Below are 17,089 nucleotides of genomic sequence, written 5' to 3'. Positions count from 1 at the left end.
ACATACAACAACCCTTCCCCTTGTTCGCGGTTCAAAAACGGCCGGTCCGCGTTATGCACAAAAAAACCGTAGACGAGATGTCTACGGCGTTGATCATTGTTGGAGCGTCGCGGCGAGCCGGACTCTCGTCCCGACGTCTCCTCGGACAGCAGCGTGCGCCTGCTCGAGCGACGTGATGACGGATACGCGTCCCGTTCCCGACTCGGCAAACTGCAAGGCGGCCCGAACTTTCGGTAACATGCTGCCCGGTGCGAACTGACCTTCGGCGATATACGTCTCGAGTTGCTCGTTCGTCGTTTCGGTTAGCGCGGCTTCCTCGGTCGTCCCGAAATTGACGTAGACGTACTCGACGGCCGTCAAGATGAGTAACATGTCCGCTTCGACGAGTTCCGCGAGCTTCGCGGCGGCAAAGTCTTTATCGATGACCGCCTCGACCCCGACGTATCCGTCTGGAGTGTCGATGACGGGAATCCCGCCGCCGCCGGACGCGACGACGATGTGGCCGTTGTCGACGAGGTCACGGATGACCGTATGCTCACAAATCGCTGTCGGGTACGGACTTGGTACGACGCGGCGATAACCGCGGCCCGCATCTTCTTTGAATATGTGACCCGTCGATCGTTCGAGCGCCGACGCTTCCGCTTCTGAATAGAAGGGACCGATCGGCTTCGTCGGGTGACTGAAGGCGCTGTCGTTCGGATCGACGACACAACGCGTCACGATTGGGGCGACGGAACGTTCGAGGCCGCGCGACCGAAGTGCCTTCGTGAGGGCGTTCTCGAACCAATACCCGATCATCCCTTGCGTCATCGCTCCACAGACGTCGAGCGGCATCGCCGGCGTCGCTGCACTGTCCGCGGCCGCCTGTTGCAAAATTAAGTTTCCGACTTGCGGACCGTTCCCGTGCGTGATGATGACGTCGACGCCTTCTTCGATGAGGGCGACCAACGACTGGGCCGTCGCCTCGACGGCCCGAATTTGAGCGCCCGCCGTCGCATCTTTTCCTTGTTGAATCGCATTCCCGCCTAAGGCGATGACTACTCGTTTGTTACGCATGCTCGATTCCCCCGATCATATGACTGAGATGTTGCCTGATACAATCCGTACGACTGCCAAGATCGCGAGTCCGGTCAAGATGCTGGCCACGATCCATTCGGTTTTCGTCAACGTCTTAATTCCGTTCTCACGCTGCGCTTTAATATAGAGCAGCGTCCCTGGTGCATACAGAAGTGTCGTGAGCAGTAAATAGTCGATACCGGCCGCATAGATCAGCCAAATCCCGTAAATCGAGGCGACCGCACCGATAATAAGGTCACGCGTCCGACGTTCGCCAACATTATAACCGAGCCCGTTTTTGGCGACTTTGACTTGGTAGAACGCCGAGAACGCATACGGGATCAAGATGGCGCTCGAAGCGAGTGAGAACGCAAAGTTATAAGCAGCGTCTGAGAACAGGAAGGTGAAGAGGAACAACTGAATCAACCCGTTCGTGAGCCAGAGTGCATTGGCCGGTGCGTTATTTTTATTCTCTTTCGTGAACCATTTCGGGAAGACACCGTCTTTACCGGCGACAAATGGGATTTCCGCCGCAAGCAACGTCCATCCAAGCCAAGCACCGAGTACCGAGATGACGAGGCCCCCGTTGATCAGCATCGCGCCCCACGGCCCGACAGCCGATTCGAGCAAATACGCCATCGCCGGTTGCGAAGCGTTCGCCACGCTCTCAGGGTTCAGCAATCCGAGTGACATGATCGAGATGAGCAAGTAAATGACGAGCGTACCGAGTAAGCCGATGACGGTCGCTTTCCCGACGTCCGAGCGCTTACGGGCCCGGCCCGACAAGACGACCGCCCCTTCGACACCGATGAATACCCAAAGTGTGACGAGCATCGTCGACACGACTTGGTCTCTCACACTGCCCCACGAGAAGCCGCCTTGGCCCCAAAAGTCGAACGTGAAGTTATCGATATTGAAGAAGAACAAGGTGATGGTGATAAAGGCAAAAATCGGAACGAGTTTCGCGATCGTCGTGATGATGTTGATCATCGAGGCTTCGTGGATGCCTCGTAAAATCAACGAGTGCACGAGCCACAACATGATGGAGGCGCCGATAATCGAGGCGATGTTTTGACCACCTTCAAAGATCGGGAAGAAGTAACCGACCGAGCTGAACAATAGTGTGGCGTAGGCAACGTTACCGAGCCAAGCAGATAACCAATAGCCCCACGCCGAGTTGAAGCCAACGAACTGGCCAAAGCCGGCCCGGGCGTAACTGTATACACCGCCGTCTAGGTCAGGACGACGCATCGTCAAGTTCTGAAAACTGAGACCGAGTGTGATAATCCCGATACCGGTGATGACCCACCCGATCAAAATAGCTCCGGCGTTCGCGCCTTGGGCCAAATCGGCCGCCAAGTTGAAGGCGCCCCCTCCAATCATCGAACCGACGACGAGGGCTGTCAGTGCACCAAGACCTAACCGTTGATCTTTTTTGCTAGGACTCGCACCAGCCGAACCACTTGAGTCATGATCTAATTTAGTAGACATATAACTCATCCCTTTCGTTTAGTACGAATGAGGAGGACATGCCTCCTCGTTCGTTAGCGTTCGAGCCATTCAAACGTATCGGTGAGTGTCGCCGCCATGACGGCTTTGATCGTGTGCATCCGATTTTCCGCCTGATCGAACACGTATGAATGGCGGCTGCGGAACACCTCGTCGGTCACTTCCATCTCTTTCAGTCCATATTGTTCATGAATCGCTCGCCCAACCTCGGTCTCTAAATCGTGGAACGCCGGCAGGCAATGCAGAAACATGACGTCTTTATTTCCGGTCTTCTCGACCATGTCCATATTCACTTGGTACGGATGAAGGAGCTTGATCCGCTCTTCATATTCGGCTTCTTCGCCCATCGATACCCACACATCGGTATAGATGACGTCCGCATCAGCGACAGCTTCGTCGATGCTCTCCGTCAAGGTGATGCGTGCTCCTGTTTCAGCCGCGACCGAACGCGCGTAATCGACGACCTCGTCAGACGGCCAGAGCGATTTCGGCGCACAGATTCGCATGTCCATGCCGACTTTGGCACCACCGATCAACAGCGTGTTGCCCATATTGTTGCGTCCATCTCCAACGTAGACGAAACGAATGCCAGCCAAATCACCTTTTTGTTCTTTGACGGTCAAGAAGTCGGCCAAAATTTGCGTCGGATGATACAAGTCCGTCAAACCGTTCCAAACCGGGACCCCGCCATCCCGTGCAAGACCTTCCACCGTTTCGTGAGCGAAGCCACGGAATTGGATGCCGTCGAACATGCGTCCAAGCACGATCGCCGTATCACGGACCGATTCTTTTTTCCCGAACTGGATATCCGATTTCCCGAGGTATTCAGGATGCATGCCGAGGTCGATTGCCGCAACTGTGAACGCACAGCGCGTCCGTGTCGACGGTTTTTCAAACAAGAGCGCCACGTTCTTGCCTTCACAAATCCGGTGGGGAATCCCTTGTTTCTTTTGACGTTTGAACGCTGCCGATAAGTCGATCAAGTAGTTCAGTTCGTCCCGCGAAAACTCGTTAAGCGATAAAAAATGACGACCTTTCAAATCAAAGTTGAACGTTGTGGACATGTGTTTCTCCTCCTCGTTAAATATCTTCACGGATAATTGGACAACTCATACAACGTGGGCCTCCACGGCCTCGTGATAACTCACTCGACATGATTTCGATGACTTCGACCCCTTCTGAACGGAGCAGCTCGTTCGAAACGTAGTTCCGGTCATACGTAACGACGACACCTGGGGCGATTGCGAGCGTGTTCGACCCATCGTTCCATTGCTCGCGCGCCGCAGCGATCGGGTCGCCACCACCACATGGGATCAACACGATTTCCTCTAGGCCGAGAGCCGATTTTAACACTTTCAACAAATCAGTGTGTTGCGTGATGTGCAGCTCACCTTCCGCGTTCAACGTCAGTTCGAAGATGTTCATCTTGCCGCCCGGTCCTTGGATGAACGGATGGATCGTGAACTTATCGTGGTCGACCATCGTGAAGACGGTATCAAGGTGCATGAACGCACGCGACTTCGGAATCTCGATGGCGATGACTTTCTTGAACGTGCCTCCGTTCGCGAGCAAGTTGAGGGCGACGCGCTCGATTCCTTGGGCGGTCGTCCGTTCCGATATCCCGATGGCGACGACTTCTTTTGATAGGACGAGTTCGTCTCCGCCTTCCATCGCGAACCGATAGTCACGATCCGACCAGATCGGGATATCATGCTTCGCAAAGCGTGGATGGTATCTCATAATATATTGCGTGAACAGTGATTCGCGGCGACGCGCCGGTTCTTTCATGCGATTGATCGACAAGCCGTTCCCAATCGCCGCGGCCGGGTCGCGCGTGAAGTACAGGTTCGGCATCGGGTCGAGAAAGAACGGATACGTGTCCTCGATCATCTCGTGCAGATGACGGCGCTTTTCGCGCTTGATCTCGGTTTTACGGATACCGGCCATGACCGTCTCGATCAACTGTTCGTTATCATAAGCGAGTAAATACTCTTTGAGCGTCTCGTATGAACCGTTAATATTTGATTTTGATTCCGAAAGAATGTCGGCGACGAATCGTTCACGTACGCCAGGCAGCGATAACGTCTCTGCCATCAAGTTTTCTAAATAGAGCACCTCGACGCCCCGGTTTTGTAGCACGCTCGCAAAGTAGTCGTGCTCTTTTTGAATGACCGGCAAATGTGGAATGTCGTCGAACAAGAGTCGTTCCAAATACTCCGGCGTCAAATTTTCAAGTTCGCGTCCTGGACGCTTCAATAGTACAGTCTTTAATTCACCAATTTCTGAATACACGTGAATCGGATGTTTCAGCGTCGTATCCCGTGCGGTCAATTGATCCGTCATCGATATCATCTCGCTTCCTCCTAGTGATTCGGGTGTGTTTCTACCCTTACCTTATCAACTTACCCAATTCCGAGGCGGGTAATTCCAGCGTTCTGATTGTGGTCGATTCCACAAAAGAATGGATACAATATGAGTCAAACTGAATGAACAAACGGTTGTGAATCAATGAACAAGGAGAGAGCGACGGTTAGGATGGATACACGATGTATGAACTGTGAATAAAATCCATTATTTTTTCTTTTCAAATTAAGGTACGATAACGACAGGATATGAAAAATGACTTTAGAAAAGGAAGTGAGTCGATGGCCATCGAACGTACAGAACGCGCGCGTCATGAAGCCCAAGTGACAGCGCTCATCCAAAAAGGGGATCCGGTCGATTTCCGCGACGTGTTTTTAACACTTCACCCGGGTGAACAGGCCGACATCTTCATCGAACTCAACCAACCCGATCGGGCGTTTATATACAGCGCTTTATCACCGGAAGAGTACACCGATTTATTTGAAAAATTAGAGCTCGATGAACAACAACAGTTCATCCAAGAAATGCCGCGCCCGTATGCGGTCAGCGTCTTAAACGATATGTTCTCGGATAATGCCGCCGATCTCATGAACGAACTTCCGGACGATTTCATGAACGAACTGTTCGAACAGATGGACGAGACCGAGGCGACCGAGGTCAAAGACTTGATGCGCTATCCGGACGATACGGCCGGTGCCATTATGACGACCGAGTTCATCGTGCTACAGGCCGACAAAACGATCGGGGCGACACTTGAAGAGTTGCGTGACCTCGGTCCTGAAGCTGAGACGATTTACTATTTATATGTAATCGATGTAGACCGACGTCTCGTCGGCGTCGTGTCGCTCCGTGATTTGATCGTCTCCCCGCTCGACCATCTCATCGCTGACATCATGGGGCGGCGGGTCGTTTCGGCCCACGTCATGGCCGATCAAGAAGACTTGGCCCGAACCGTCCAAAAGTATGACTTGCTCGCGCTCCCGGTCATCGATAGCGATGATCACTTGCTCGGCATCATCACCGTCGACGACGTCATGGACGTCATCGAACGCGAGACGACCGAAGACTTTGAAGAACTGTCCGCGACGAAAGGCTCGTCTGACATCAACATGGGCCCGGTCGAGGCAGCGAAAAAACGTGCCCCTTGGATCATCAGCCTCATGTTCCTCGGGATGATCACCGCATCGACGATCGGTGGATTTGAAGATACGCTCGAGACGATTGTTTTGCTCGCCGTCTTCATGCCACTCGTCATGGGATCGGCCGGAAACGCCGCCACCCAGTCGCTCGTCGTCGCCGTACGTTCAATCGCACTCGGCACGATCAACCGAAAAAATGTCGCCAAGATGATTCGCCGGGAGTTCGGAACCGGTGTCCTGCTTGGACTCGCCTGTATGGTCGTTATTTTCGGGGTCATCACGGTCCTGTACGATAGCGCCTTGATCGGCATGATCGTCGGCTTGTCGATTTTCGCCTCACTGAGCGTTGCCACGATTGTCGGTACACTCGTCCCGCTCTTGATCAACCGCCTGAAACTCGATCCGGCCGTGGCCTCGGGTCCATTCATCACGACCGTCGTGGACAATCTCGGATTGATCATCTACTTCACTGTCGCCACTTCATTGCTTCGCTTTTTCTGACACCTGACGTTTCAGGTGTCTTTTTTCGTGTGAGCTTTGTTACGGTTTGTTTACAAAAGCGATGACGGGAAATAATTATCGTGCAAGGCGGGTAATTACGAAAAGTACTTATAGATAAGAAGTAATAAAAGGAGGGTTGAACTACCCCCACCTACGCTACGCTTGGAGGTGAGAGATTCCTGGGTCATCCGGTCGAACGACCGGAACCTGACCAGGCTAGCCCCGTCGTCCCGACGGTTGAAGAGGCCAGGATGCGTTCGGCCTCTCGTTTGAGGTTCAGTCCTGCGTTGACATCCCGGTCGTGGCGGGCGCCGCAGCCTGGGCATACCCACTCACGCAAGGCGAGATGTTTCACGTCTTTGTGCCGATGGCCGCAACCCGAGCAGAGCTGGCTCGAGGCGAACGTCTTCCCGACCCTGACCACCTGTTTCCCGTACCAGTCGGCCTTGTATGCGAGCATGCGGAAAAATTCCGACCAACCGACGTCGGCGATGGCATGGGAAGTGACGGCCGGGATTGCCGCCATCATCATGGCACTATTCCTACTGCCTCGCTTTCTCGGCATCGGTATCACGACGATCCCTGAGTTTTTAAGTCAACGCTATGACGAGGACGTCCGGCGCTTGACCGTCCTCTTGTTCTTGTTCGGTTACATGTGCGTCACGATTCCGTCGATGCTCTATTCCGGCGGCCTCGCGGTCCTTCAGCTCTTCGATGTGCCTGAACTGCTCGGGATCAGCTTTGAACAGTCACTTTGGCTCGTCATTTGGTTCATCGGCATCATTCGCGCTATCTACGCCATTTTCGGCGGCCTCCGCGCCGTTTCGGTGTCGGATACACTCAACGGCATCGGGCTCATCATCATCGGCTTCCACGTCATCACGTACTACTTCTTAGTCTGGGGTATGAAACAATGGTTCGGATTTGACCTTGTCATCAACTTCATCCACATCTACGGCATCTTGTTCGTCATCGAGACGAGTATCATGTTGTTGTTCGCCAAACTGCGTCCGATGCAACAAATCAAGCCGATCCGGATCGACCTCGGTCGGGTGAAGCCTTGGCGTCATGCGATCTCGACGTCAATCATCCTCGTCGCCTCGATGGTGTTCGTCTACTTCGTCTTCTCTCCGATCGGTCTTGCCTATGCGGACGGAATCGTCTCGGGCTGGTTCTGGCCGGCGACGCTGACATTGTTCGCCGCGACGAGCGGTCGCGTCTGAGTATCGTACCGGTACTGGCTCCCGAGATACGAGGTGTACTTGAACAACCTTGGAACGACCGAAACCGAGCTCGAAGAAAAAGCGAGCAGCGGATAAACTCTCGACATTTAAATCACCCTTACAGCTGAGTTGTTTCAGCTGTAAGGGTGATTTTTCGTCTGGATATTTTTTCTGCTCGATTCGCCTGTTCGTTCAGTAGCGATAAATCTGTCGACCAATCCTCCCTCCCCTGCTTCCCACCTTTAAAATACTTGTATATCATATTATTACAGGAAAATAACACCTATCATTTTACCATTATTTAGGTTAATGTTTATGTGGGTGATGTCCCTTGATTAAGCTGATTGAAAAATGATGATGTGCAACTACATATCGGAGGGTGACGGTTGGACAAGAGATTGATTGATTTGCAAATTCGAACGTATCAAGATACTGATTTTGACCACATTCAACGATTGAACGAAGCCGAGGGTTGGCACCAACTTGTCAGTCAAAAAGAACAAACAAAAGAAGCATGGAAAAACTCGAACGTCGCTTTCGTCATCGAGTCTGAAACGGGACACGTGATCGCCTATCTTCGCGGTTTGACCGACACAAAAGTCAGCCTTTACGTGTGCGAGTTGCTCATCGCTGCTTCGCACCGCCGGCTTGGCCTCGGGGAACGGTTATTGACACACGTCCATGCACTCTATCCTGAGACGCGGCTCGAGATGCTCGCGAGCGCTTCCTCGCATACGTATTATGAACGCTTGAACTTCCGCCCCTTCTACGGTTTTCGAAAAACGATTCACGAATAGGAGAGAATTTATTTGAAACTTGCCCTTGTCACCGGTGCGTCGCGCGGTCTCGGCCGCGCTGTCGCTGAAGAACTGTCGAGACGAAACTACGACGTCATCAACTTATCACGCTCGCAATCACGCGATTTAACGTTCGAACATATCGAAGTCGATTTATCCGACGTGTCGAGTACACTTCAAGCCCTTGAACAAATCAAGCCGCACATCGCTGACGCCACGTCGCTACTCATCATCCAAAACGCGGCGTTGATCGAACCGATTCACCGGGCTGGCCATCTCGACACGGAGCAGCTCACCGCTCACGTTCAGGCGAATCTGCTCGCCCCGATGCTGATCACGAACACCGTCCTCGCTTACGATGTGCCCGTCTCGCTCATCCATGTGACGTCAGGTGCCGCCAAACGTCCGATTTCGGGGTGGAGCGCCTACTGCGGCACGAAAGCCGGACTCGACCACTTTAGTGAGACCGTCGCGCTCGAACTAGAAGGAACGAGACATCGCCTCGCCTTGTTCAACCCGGGCGTGATGGACACATCCATGCAACAGACGATCCGCGCGTCTTCACGAGAAGCGTTTCAAGATGTCGAACAGTTTCAAGCTTACGAGACGGAAGGAAAACTGCGCTCGCCTGAGACGGTCGGCCGCGTCCTCGTCGAGCAGATGATCGACAAGCCGTTTGTCAATGGGAAAACGTACGCCATCCACGACCTCATCTAATTTTTAACCGGGTATAAAAATAGACCAACCCTGTCTCGTTTGACCGGCTACACTAGAGTCAAATCAAATGAGAAAGGGTGGCGTGATGTATGAAGACTATAGCGGGAGGATTGCTGTTTTTCGGGATATTCAGCCTCGTGCTATCGTTCACGATGATTGGAGATATCGCGATCGTCGGAGCGTTGGTGAGCGGTGTGTCCCTGCTGTGTAGCGTCGGGCTTTGGTTCGGTGCTACGGAAGTGATGCGTATCCGTATGGACATGAGCGAAGTCAAAAAAACGTCTTTCCCTTCTGAATAAGGGAAAGACGTTTTGGATTCAGTTTTGGTTATCGGTCTCATCTTCAAAGTCATCATCGGCAAACTCTTCAAAATCGTACTCTTCGAAGTCTGCTTCATCGATAAAGATGTCACGATCATTGACGACGTGAATCGGGCCATTGGCCACATCGATTCGAATCGTCCATGCCCATGGAATGCGCAGTCGGCTATATACGCCCGTCCAGAATTCCATCGATTCTTGCTCGTATCGTTCGAACTCTGTCAGTAACTCTTTAAACGTTACTCCTGACAACTGGAAGTTTGATTCTTGGATTCGCTCGAGCGCGTTATGTGTCGCTTCAAGCTCCGCCGCGCGGACCATCTCTTCGGCAGTCGCCATTTCGAGAATAGTTCCATCTGGTGGCAGAATGTCGTATACGTTGAACAATTCGCCTTCTTCTACTTCTACTTCTTCATCAAACTCATAGTCGTCGTGCCGCATGCTTCATTCCTCCTCACTCTAATTGAATCTACTACATTGTACCATTCCACACCTCGTTATAACGAAACATTCGCGTATATATTTTCCAGAGTGGGGAATGATACAAAGGGAACAGATTTGCCATACAGAAAGGGGCCAATTTACAATGAACGACTCATTTCAAGCACTCGTGCTCGACAAGCGTGATGACCGACTCCATTCCGAGGTGACTGAGGTCGATCTCGACTCACTACCTAAAGAAGAGGACGGCAACGTCCTCGTCGAGGTCCATTATTCGGCACTCAACTACAAAGACGCCCTCGGATTGACCGGATCGGGCAAAATCGTCAGCCATTATCCGTTCATCCCAGGCTGCGAATTCGTCGGGAAAGTCACCGAATCTGATCATCTTGATTTCAAGCCGGGGGACGAAGTCATCGCGACCGGCTTTGGCATCGGTGAGCGTCATTTCGGTGGCTTCAGCCAGTTTGCACAAGTTCCAGGAAATTGGCTCGTAAAATTACCGAAAGGCATGAACATGCGAGATGCCATCACGATCGGGACACCCGGACTGACCGCCATGTTCGCGATTGAGGCACTCGAACACGAAGACGTTCATCCTGGTCAAGAAGTGCTCGTCACGGGAGCATCCGGCGGAGTCGGAAGTTTCTCGATCGCCTTGCTCCATAAACTCGGCTATCATGCCATTGCCTCGACTGGAAAAACAGATTCATCTTATTTAACCGATCTCGGTGCTGAACAGACAATACCACGCAGTGAATTGGAAGGACCCCCCCGACCACTCGCTCGCCAACGGTTCGATGCTGCGATCGACTCGATCGGCGGTAACACGCTCGCGAATATTTTAAGCCAAACCCGATACGAAGGAACCGTCGCCGCTTGTGGACTAGTTGGAGGTCACGAACTTCCTGCGACCGTCTACCCGTTCATCCTGCGAGGCGTCCGTCTCGTCGGCATCGATTCGGTCATGCAGCCGATCGCAAGACGAGTGACAGCGTGGGAGCGTCTACACGAGCTGATCGAACCGCACGTACTCAACCAGATGGTGCACGAGATCCCGCTCCATGACGTCCCGCGTCAAGCCGAGGCGATGATGCGCGGTGAGCTGAGCGGCCGGACCGTCGTCCGCATGAACGGTTAAGCATCAAAAAAGGCTGAATCTGGGGATTCAGCCTTTTTTGATGCTTAATAGTGTCATTATAAAGTGAATCCGGCTGGTGCGTCTTTGACGACAACAATGACTTTGCCTTGGTCAAGCTTTTTCTCGAGTTGGTCAGCTTCCGTCGATGAGAATCCGAGTTGTTCGAACTGAGCCCGTAGCTCGTCTCCTTTTTTGCGGAACACGTTTTTTGCTGCCGTCCCTAAACCAACGTCTGAGGCTGTTACGGTATTCGCTTCTGCGTTTTCCGCCACGCGGTCGGTCCGATCATCATCATGAGTGATGACGTAAATGTTTGAGTCGTCTACTCCTTTTGTCTTCATCGATTGAATGGCGGTCACGACTTCTTCATCATTTGTAAATTCTTTGTACAAAACTGACATGTCTGTTCTCCTCCTTCAATTTACGTTACATAGGAGTTATTGCCGTCTTTTGACATATGTACACATTAAAAAACGATGACAAACGTCATCGTTTTATTAAACGGCCGGTTCTTGGCCTTTTAATTTTCTCAGTTCTTCTAACAAAATATCCGATTCATTGAACGGAATCGCTTCGCTGCCGACACGTTCGACATGGTCGTGCCCTTTTCCGACGACGACGATGCGCTTGCCGTCGAGCGCTTGCACGGCCGCATGGTGCAACGCGTCTCTTCGTGCTTCAAACGTCACATAATGCGTGTCCGTGTCGATCCCTTCGAGCAGCCCATCAATGATCTGCTTCGGATTTTCGGTTCGGACATCATGTACCGTCACAATCAAATCGTCCGAATAGCGGCTCGCGATGCGTCCCATCTCGGCCCGCTTCGTCGGGTCACGGTCTCCGGCCGCGCTCAAGACGACGACGAGCTGCCGCTCCCCTTTTTGTAAAGTGGACAGACATTTTTCAAGCCCGTCCGGTGTATGGGCGTAGTCGATATAAATCTCCGCATCTTCCGTGTCCAGCCGCTCGAGACGACCTTTCGGAAGTGTGAGCCCTGGAACATTATCGATAATCGCGCGAAGCATGAGCTCCGACGTCGAGACGAGACCGATGGCCGCGGCCAAGTTGGCAGCGTTGAACGATCCCATAAAGTGAACAGGCGCTTCGATCGTCATCGCGTTCATTTTGATGCGGACGGTGTGACCTAGCCAGATGACTTGAATATCGGCCGGGACGTCTGCGTGCGTACTGTACATGACTTTCCGCCGTGTCGGTGCGAATGCGGCCATCGTCTCGCTCGCCGGGTCTTCCGCGTTCAAGATGATGGCGTCGCCGTCCGTCGTTTCGACTTGTTCGAATAGACGCGCTTTCGCCCGTGCGTATTCATCCATTGAACGGTGGTAGTCGAGGTGGTCGTGCGTCAAGTTCGTAAACGCCGCTGCATGGAAGCGGACTCCTTCGACGCGCCCTTCCATCATGGCGTGCGACGATACTTCGACGACACAGTCGGTCACCCCGGCATCTGCCATTTCGGCCAAGATTCGGTGCAAGACGACGGCTTCTGGCGTCGTGTTAGGCGTCTTTAACTTCTTATCTTTATAACGGGCTCCAATCGTACTGACAATCCCGACCGGACGTCCTGATAAACGAAATAAATCATATGTTAACGTAGCAGTCGTCGTCTTCCCGTTCGTACCGGTGACGCCGTAAATTCGCATCCGATGGGACGGGTGGTCGTAAAACGCGCTCGCCACCACTCCGGCCGTTCGTTTCGTATCGGCAACGACAATGTTCGGCACCTCGAGGTCAAGCGGAGATTCAGAAATCACCGCGCTCGCTCCTTTAGAGACAGCGTCTTCGGCGAATTCATGTCCGTCCACCGTATAACCACGGATGCAGATAAACAAATTCCCTGGACTGACCTTTCTGGAATCTGTTTCAATTCCGGTCACCCATGGATCACATTCGATATCATCCATCTCATTTCCTAGAATGGCGGATAAATGTTTCGTCCTCATGCTGTGTACTTCCTTTCTCATGGGTGTCGCTAGGTTAACAAACCTTATCGTCATGGTACTAGATTTTAGGCTGCAATAGAGATGACAAATATATTACTTCCCTTTTTCATAGGAAAACATACGTCTAACCAAAAAATTCCTAGCCCATAACGGGACTAGGAATTCATTTCGCTATCCGTGAACCGAAGTCCTTGTTCAGCGAGAGCAATCTCTAACAATCGAAACACACTCGGTCCGACACTATGCATCACGGCGATCTTCATTCTCGGATAAACCGTGAGTTGTTCGAGCGCATCAGTAGAAGCGGAAACGTGCGCGCGTTCTGCCGGCGCCGAACATTTGGAAAGTGGCGTCATCCGACTCCCTCTTCCCCTTCAAATTTCCGGTCGATCGTCGGGAGACAGGCAAGGATGCGCTCGATGCAAAATGTTCGCCGGGCTTGCTTCATGATGTCCCATGCGACCACCCGTTCCCCTTGTAGCTTCATCAACTTGACCCGTCGCTTCGAGATGACCCCATGACGATCCACATACATCAATTCGACGACCCGGCCCATCCGCATCCAACGCGTCACTTCATCCTTCATCCTGTATCCTCCTTTGTTACATTCATTATACAGAACATTTGTTCTTATTTCTAATCTAAAGGTGTACGTTTGAGTAATTTCCCGTATGCTAGAAGAAACGAATCTTTTGTGAAAGGGGTACGCCCGTCATGACATACGTCATGTTGGCCGTTTTGGCCATCTTCTTATTTATTTCCATGATTTTTGCCGCCAAGGCGTTGCCGAACTTGAAAGACGTCTTATTCAACCGCGGAAGCTTGTTCGGTCAAGAGAGCGAGACCGTCACGTGCCCGAACTGTAAACAGACGTTCAAACGGGCACCGGGCAGTAGCCAAACTTGCCCCCACTGCTATCATTCATTTTGACCTAAAACACCCGAAGACCCGCATAAACGGTTCTTCGGGTGTTTTTGAATGTGCTCCGCGGTCAAAGTAACCGTTTACGGCACGGTGATTAGTGAAATATAACCATTACTTATTTAGCCGATTGACCACCGCGACCAAAACATGAGAGAACTGGACCCTCTAAAGGAGTTTACAATGTCATTTATTACCGACCACGAATTGTACGAACGCATCCAACAAAAAGACGCCCTCGCTTTAGAACTCCTATACGACCGTTACGAACGAATCTTATACGCCGTTACACTGCGTTTGACGACACGCCCTGACTTGGCGGAAGCCGCCCTCGTGACCGTGTTCACCGAACTTTGGCACAGTCACGTCTCGTTTGATTTGTCCACGAGAACGGTTCGGTCCCATTTGCTCGCGAGCGCGCAACAATCGGCACTCCGTTTCGCTTAAAGTGCATGAAGTGGACTAGTGCGACCGTGTCTCCTGCACAAATCGCGTCAACACCTCTAGTATTCCTTCCGCATAACTTCCCGCGGTCACACGATCGTGCTCAGACTTGGCTTGCTTCGTCCCGTTGCCGAGGACGTATCCGTTACCGACGTGCTTCAACATTGCCAAGTCGTTCCCACTGTCACCGAACGCATACGCTTCGCCCACTTGAAATGCACAGCGGGTACAGACGTAATCGACCGCGGCGGTCTTCCCGGCTCCGCGTGGGATGAAGTCGATATCATACGCCCCGACGGGATCTCCGGCGAGCGGATTGCAACGACTGACGTTGACGGCGATCCCAAAATCACGAGCGGCCGTTTGGATACGCTCTAGCTCGACTTCATCTTCACCGAAGTAATAATAGTTGTGCATCCACGCGTTCGTCCCCATGTTCGTCTGCGGCTCAATCGTGAGCGCATGGTGAGCCAACGTGTTGACGACCTGTGCGACACGGCGAGAGAAATCAGACGGGAACAGTGACTGGAAGTTCGAGTCTAGCTCGAGTTCTCCTGCAGTTGTGACACGGTATACCTCTGTCCCGAGGCTCGAGGCGATCCGATGCGGAAAGTAGCGCATCTCGGCCCGCCTCACCTTCTCAGCAATCGTCTCAAGCGAGCTCCCCGTCACCCACATCGTCGACAACCGATGGGAGTGCTGCTCGAGAAAATCTTCGAGCCGCCGCAAGTGCTCGAGCTGTTCAGATGTACACGCATGCGGGAAATACGTCTCGTCGAAATCAAAACAGACGAGCGTCCGCCCCTCGTTCGTAAATCGTTTCATGGTCATCCTCCTTGTGTCGTCATACCCCATCTCGTATAGTAAAAGGACGAAAGGAATGAGCGACATGAAAAATCGATTAAGTCGGTACTACTGTCAGTATAGCGGAATCCTGATCGGTTTCGCCCTCGTCTTCGCCTTTTTGTCCGGCGTGCGGACGTATCCGTTCTGGCATCAGTCGCTGTCAAACGGGCCCGCGCTTGTCATGACACTCGTCACGGCGGCGCTGTTCAGCTACGCGACACATCAACTGCTCACCTACTTGAATTTACGACTCTTCCGTCAAATCGGGGATGCAACTTCCACGTGTTCACGTTGAACACGATGGATACATACGACTATTCACAAAATAGTCATAATCAAATAGGCATCCATTTGACGATTCTATCCGTTAGATAAATACAAGGGACTCCCTTCATGCGTAAAGGAGAACGCCATGACTGATATTGAATTGTATGAGCGCGTCAGGAAAAAAGACAAGCAAGCGCTCGAAACATTATATGACCGCTACGAACGAATCTTGTACGCGTTCGTCATGCAACTGACGAAAGACCGCGACCTCGCCGAAGAAGCGATGCAAGAAGTCTTCATCAAGCTGTGGCGCGGCGGCGGTGTGTACGACGAGTCGAAAGGCAAGTTCAAATCGTGGCTGTTCACGATGAGCCGACACGTCACGATCGACTTGATTCGAAAACGCAAACCCGATTTACAGCTCGATGAATCATATGCTGAAGCGATTCCTTCCCCGTCCCCTTCTGTCGAGACCGAGGTCGAGTGGCAAGAAGAACGGACTCAAATCGAGACGGCGATGGCCGAGTTGCCGGTCGAGCAACAAAAAGTCGTCCGGCTCATGTATTTCCAAGGTCTCAGCCAGCAGAAGATTGCCGACGCGTGCGACATCCCGCTCGGTACCGTAAAAGGAAGGATTCGATTAGCGCTGAAACAGTTACGAAAACATCTATCCCATGACGATATAGATAAGGAGGTGGAACGATGAACGCCTGTGACCAATTGATCGACTATTTCAACCAACATTTAACGGAAGACGAACGGATTCGCTTCGAGGCACATTTGGCAACATGTCAAACTTGCCAAGAAGAACTCGAACAACTCGAGGCACTTGTCGGAGGCGTCGCGTTCCTCTCTGAACCGACCGAACCACCGAGCGGCATGAAGGCTCGCATCCTCGACAACGTCTTCGCCGAAGACGCAACTGAACCGAAGCTCGTCAAAGCCGAACCGGCTCCCGTCACACCGTTCACGAAAACCCGTAAGAAGCAGAAGTCATCGTGGGGAGCGCTCGCACTCGCGGCCGCACTCGTCCTCTCACTCGTCGGTAACGGCTATCTGTTAATGACTCAAGACGAGCCGACCGCGATCACCTTGACCGATACCGTACCACTCGAAGGCGAATCAGAAGGGGTCGCCTACTTGGCCGAACAAGACGGCGATCGCCAACTCATCGTCCAGACGAACGGCCTCGCACCGCTCGAGGCGAACGAAGTGTATCAAGTCTGGTTGCTCAAGGACGGATCTCCGATTCCGACCGGTGCGTTCGTCACAGACGATAAAGGCAACGGTACCGTCATCTATACGCTCGACTCGACCGAGTTAGCGACAGATTGGGACACGGTCGCCGTCACGAAAGAGCCTGAACGGGGCAATCAAACACCTGAGGGCGACATCGTGTTAAGTGCCAGTCTCTGACATAGAATCGGATGACTTTACGCGTGAAG

At 52.5% G+C, this 17,089-nt stretch carries 21 protein-coding genes and 1 pseudogene; 11 read left to right on the top strand and 11 right to left on the bottom strand.

Annotation, left to right across the window (positions count from 1 at the left end; translation table 11 throughout):
- Positions 1-93: 93 nt before the first annotated feature.
- The 4 genes from arcC to arcA are packed head-to-tail and all read right to left on the bottom strand — an operon-like array spanning position 94 to position 4,875.
- On the bottom strand, positions 94-1,056 hold the full coding sequence (gene arcC / locus EVJ26_RS04980) for a carbamate kinase (protein WP_131469942.1): 963 nt from the start codon (positions 1,054-1,056) through the stop codon (positions 94-96).
- Between the two features lie 15 nt (positions 1,057-1,071).
- Entirely contained in the window at positions 1,072-2,547 is a 1,476-nt protein-coding gene (gene arcD / locus EVJ26_RS04975; RefSeq protein WP_131458994.1) for an arginine-ornithine antiporter, read from the bottom strand.
- Between the two features lie 53 nt (positions 2,548-2,600).
- Positions 2,601-3,629, bottom strand: coding sequence for an ornithine carbamoyltransferase (argF, locus tag EVJ26_RS04970; RefSeq protein WP_070329153.1), 1,029 nt, complete (start codon positions 3,627-3,629; stop codon positions 2,601-2,603).
- A 16-nt stretch (positions 3,630-3,645) separates the two neighbouring features.
- Positions 3,646-4,875 (bottom strand): arginine deiminase, encoded by a 1,230-nt coding sequence (arcA, locus tag EVJ26_RS04965; protein ID WP_070329178.1) that lies wholly within the window; start codon positions 4,873-4,875, stop codon positions 3,646-3,648.
- Positions 4,876-5,210: 335 nt separating this feature from the next.
- On the opposite strand from arcA, the gene mgtE reads away from it, so the two are divergent.
- Positions 5,211-6,569 carry a magnesium transporter gene (gene mgtE / locus EVJ26_RS04960; RefSeq protein ID WP_131458996.1) on the top strand — a complete coding sequence of 453 codons (1,359 nt, stop codon included), beginning with the start codon at positions 5,211-5,213 and terminating at the stop codon, positions 6,567-6,569.
- A gap of 184 nt (positions 6,570-6,753) precedes the next feature.
- On the opposite strand, the pseudogene EVJ26_RS04955 reads toward mgtE, so the two are convergent.
- Positions 6,754-7,065, bottom strand: a pseudogene (locus EVJ26_RS04955) (zinc ribbon domain-containing protein); the annotation flags it as partial.
- Between EVJ26_RS04955 and EVJ26_RS04950 the strand changes: the two are divergent.
- The 4 genes from EVJ26_RS04950 to EVJ26_RS04935 all read left to right on the top strand — a co-directional run bounded on the left by EVJ26_RS04950 (position 7,028) and on the right by EVJ26_RS04935 (position 9,605).
- On the top strand, positions 7,028-7,792 hold the full coding sequence (locus EVJ26_RS04950) for a sodium:solute symporter family transporter (RefSeq protein WP_370250905.1): 765 nt from the start codon (positions 7,028-7,030) through the stop codon (positions 7,790-7,792). The pseudogene EVJ26_RS04955 and the gene EVJ26_RS04950 sit on opposite strands and share 38 nt — an antisense overlap.
- A 386-nt stretch (positions 7,793-8,178) precedes the next feature.
- The gene (locus EVJ26_RS04945; RefSeq protein ID WP_236635499.1) at positions 8,179-8,589 is read left to right on the top strand and encodes a GNAT family N-acetyltransferase; all 411 of its coding nucleotides are present in this window, start codon (positions 8,179-8,181) and stop codon (positions 8,587-8,589) included.
- A 12-nt stretch (positions 8,590-8,601) separates the two neighbouring features.
- Positions 8,602-9,306, top strand: a complete 705-nt coding sequence (locus EVJ26_RS04940) for an SDR family NAD(P)-dependent oxidoreductase (RefSeq protein WP_131458997.1) — start codon at positions 8,602-8,604, stop codon at positions 9,304-9,306.
- An 89-nt stretch (positions 9,307-9,395) separates the two neighbouring features.
- Positions 9,396-9,605 carry a hypothetical protein gene (locus tag EVJ26_RS04935; protein ID WP_201738333.1) on the top strand — a complete coding sequence of 70 codons (210 nt, stop codon included), beginning with the start codon at positions 9,396-9,398 and terminating at the stop codon, positions 9,603-9,605.
- An 18-nt stretch (positions 9,606-9,623) separates the two neighbouring features.
- Here the strand turns inward: EVJ26_RS04935 and EVJ26_RS04930 are convergent, their stop codons facing one another.
- On the bottom strand, positions 9,624-10,067 hold the full coding sequence (locus tag EVJ26_RS04930; protein WP_070329160.1) for a hypothetical protein: 444 nt from the start codon (positions 10,065-10,067) through the stop codon (positions 9,624-9,626).
- 145 nt (positions 10,068-10,212) lie between these two features.
- Here EVJ26_RS04930 and EVJ26_RS04925 point away from each other — a divergent pair, with 145 nt between their 5' ends.
- Positions 10,213-11,208 carry an MDR family oxidoreductase gene (locus tag EVJ26_RS04925; RefSeq protein WP_131459120.1) on the top strand — a complete coding sequence of 332 codons (996 nt, stop codon included), beginning with the start codon at positions 10,213-10,215 and terminating at the stop codon, positions 11,206-11,208.
- Positions 11,209-11,264: 56 nt separating this feature from the next.
- Here EVJ26_RS04925 and EVJ26_RS04920 read toward each other — a convergent pair whose 3' ends face one another.
- The 4 genes from EVJ26_RS04920 to EVJ26_RS04905 all read right to left on the bottom strand — a co-directional run bounded on the left by EVJ26_RS04920 (position 11,265) and on the right by EVJ26_RS04905 (position 13,752).
- Positions 11,265-11,609 (bottom strand): YflT domain-containing protein, encoded by a 345-nt coding sequence (locus EVJ26_RS04920; RefSeq protein ID WP_131459119.1) that lies wholly within the window; start codon positions 11,607-11,609, stop codon positions 11,265-11,267.
- 96 nt (positions 11,610-11,705) lie between these two features.
- Positions 11,706-13,166 carry a UDP-N-acetylmuramoyl-L-alanyl-D-glutamate--2,6-diaminopimelate ligase gene (locus tag EVJ26_RS04915; protein WP_131459118.1) on the bottom strand — a complete coding sequence of 487 codons (1,461 nt, stop codon included), beginning with the start codon at positions 13,164-13,166 and terminating at the stop codon, positions 11,706-11,708.
- 155 nt (positions 13,167-13,321) lie between these two features.
- On the bottom strand, positions 13,322-13,522 hold the full coding sequence (locus tag EVJ26_RS04910) for a helix-hairpin-helix domain-containing protein (protein WP_131459117.1): 201 nt from the start codon (positions 13,520-13,522) through the stop codon (positions 13,322-13,324).
- Positions 13,519-13,752 carry a hypothetical protein gene (locus tag EVJ26_RS04905; RefSeq protein ID WP_131459116.1) on the bottom strand — a complete coding sequence of 78 codons (234 nt, stop codon included), beginning with the start codon at positions 13,750-13,752 and terminating at the stop codon, positions 13,519-13,521. The genes EVJ26_RS04910 and EVJ26_RS04905 overlap by 4 nt, the downstream gene beginning before the upstream one ends.
- Before the next feature lie 128 nt (positions 13,753-13,880).
- On the opposite strand from EVJ26_RS04905, the gene EVJ26_RS04900 reads away from it, so the two are divergent.
- Together EVJ26_RS04900 and EVJ26_RS04895 are read left to right on the top strand one after the other, a co-directional pair.
- Complete coding sequence (locus EVJ26_RS04900) at positions 13,881-14,096, top strand: zinc-ribbon domain-containing protein (RefSeq protein WP_236633483.1); 216 nt, start codon at positions 13,881-13,883, stop codon at positions 14,094-14,096.
- A gap of 174 nt (positions 14,097-14,270) precedes the next feature.
- Entirely contained in the window at positions 14,271-14,534 is a 264-nt protein-coding gene (locus EVJ26_RS04895) for a hypothetical protein (protein ID WP_131457545.1), read from the top strand.
- A gap of 15 nt (positions 14,535-14,549) precedes the next feature.
- Here the strand turns inward: EVJ26_RS04895 and EVJ26_RS04890 are convergent, their stop codons facing one another.
- Positions 14,550-15,356 carry an HAD-IIB family hydrolase gene (locus tag EVJ26_RS04890; protein ID WP_161567603.1) on the bottom strand — a complete coding sequence of 269 codons (807 nt, stop codon included), beginning with the start codon at positions 15,354-15,356 and terminating at the stop codon, positions 14,550-14,552.
- 64 nt (positions 15,357-15,420) lie between these two features.
- Here EVJ26_RS04890 and EVJ26_RS04885 point away from each other — a divergent pair, with 64 nt between their 5' ends.
- The 3 genes from EVJ26_RS04885 to EVJ26_RS04875 all read left to right on the top strand — a co-directional run bounded on the left by EVJ26_RS04885 (position 15,421) and on the right by EVJ26_RS04875 (position 17,060).
- Positions 15,421-15,672 carry a hypothetical protein gene (locus EVJ26_RS04885; RefSeq protein ID WP_070329166.1) on the top strand — a complete coding sequence of 84 codons (252 nt, stop codon included), beginning with the start codon at positions 15,421-15,423 and terminating at the stop codon, positions 15,670-15,672.
- Between the two features lie 117 nt (positions 15,673-15,789).
- Positions 15,790-16,350 (top strand): RNA polymerase sigma factor, encoded by a 561-nt coding sequence (locus EVJ26_RS04880; protein ID WP_131457549.1) that lies wholly within the window; start codon positions 15,790-15,792, stop codon positions 16,348-16,350.
- Complete coding sequence (locus EVJ26_RS04875; RefSeq protein ID WP_131457552.1) at positions 16,347-17,060, top strand: anti-sigma factor; 714 nt, start codon at positions 16,347-16,349, stop codon at positions 17,058-17,060. The genes EVJ26_RS04880 and EVJ26_RS04875 overlap by 4 nt, the downstream gene beginning before the upstream one ends.
- Positions 17,061-17,089 lie beyond the last annotated feature (29 nt).

It is taken from the genome of Exiguobacterium sp. SH3S1 (assembly GCF_004337105.1).
Classification (GTDB): Bacteria; Bacillota; Bacilli; order Exiguobacteriales; family Exiguobacteriaceae; genus Exiguobacterium; species Exiguobacterium aurantiacum_A.
Note: the sequence above shows the minus strand (reverse complement) of the source record. Positions and strands in the feature narration are given on the sequence as shown.

Coding starts and splice junctions, on each gene's coding strand:
- argF (WP_070329153.1), bottom strand. CDS start 3,629: ATGTCCACAACGTTCAACTTTGATTTGAAAGGTCGTCATTTTTTATCG.
- EVJ26_RS04880 (WP_131457549.1), top strand. CDS start 15,790: ATGACTGATATTGAATTGTATGAGCGCGTCAGGAAAAAAGACAAGCAA.
- EVJ26_RS04885 (WP_070329166.1), top strand. CDS start 15,421: ATGAAAAATCGATTAAGTCGGTACTACTGTCAGTATAGCGGAATCCTG.
- EVJ26_RS04915 (WP_131459118.1), bottom strand. CDS start 13,166: ATGAGGACGAAACATTTATCCGCCATTCTAGGAAATGAGATGGATGAT.
- EVJ26_RS04925 (WP_131459120.1), top strand. CDS start 10,213: ATGAACGACTCATTTCAAGCACTCGTGCTCGACAAGCGTGATGACCGA.
- mgtE (WP_131458996.1), top strand. CDS start 5,211: ATGGCCATCGAACGTACAGAACGCGCGCGTCATGAAGCCCAAGTGACA.
- EVJ26_RS04950 (WP_370250905.1), top strand. CDS start 7,028: ATGCGGAAAAATTCCGACCAACCGACGTCGGCGATGGCATGGGAAGTG.
- arcC (WP_131469942.1), bottom strand. CDS start 1,056: ATGCGTAACAAACGAGTAGTCATCGCCTTAGGCGGGAATGCGATTCAA.
- arcD (WP_131458994.1), bottom strand. CDS start 2,547: ATGTCTACTAAATTAGATCATGACTCAAGTGGTTCGGCTGGTGCGAGT.
- EVJ26_RS04905 (WP_131459116.1), bottom strand. CDS start 13,752: ATGAAGGATGAAGTGACGCGTTGGATGCGGATGGGCCGGGTCGTCGAA.
- EVJ26_RS04895 (WP_131457545.1), top strand. CDS start 14,271: ATGTCATTTATTACCGACCACGAATTGTACGAACGCATCCAACAAAAA.
- EVJ26_RS04900 (WP_236633483.1), top strand. CDS start 13,881: ATGACATACGTCATGTTGGCCGTTTTGGCCATCTTCTTATTTATTTCC.
- EVJ26_RS04935 (WP_201738333.1), top strand. CDS start 9,396: ATGAAGACTATAGCGGGAGGATTGCTGTTTTTCGGGATATTCAGCCTC.
- EVJ26_RS04910 (WP_131459117.1), bottom strand. CDS start 13,522: ATGACGCCACTTTCCAAATGTTCGGCGCCGGCAGAACGCGCGCACGTT.
- EVJ26_RS04930 (WP_070329160.1), bottom strand. CDS start 10,067: ATGCGGCACGACGACTATGAGTTTGATGAAGAAGTAGAAGTAGAAGAA.
- EVJ26_RS04890 (WP_161567603.1), bottom strand. CDS start 15,356: ATGAAACGATTTACGAACGAGGGGCGGACGCTCGTCTGTTTTGATTTC.
- EVJ26_RS04875 (WP_131457552.1), top strand. CDS start 16,347: ATGAACGCCTGTGACCAATTGATCGACTATTTCAACCAACATTTAACG.
- EVJ26_RS04920 (WP_131459119.1), bottom strand. CDS start 11,609: ATGTCAGTTTTGTACAAAGAATTTACAAATGATGAAGAAGTCGTGACC.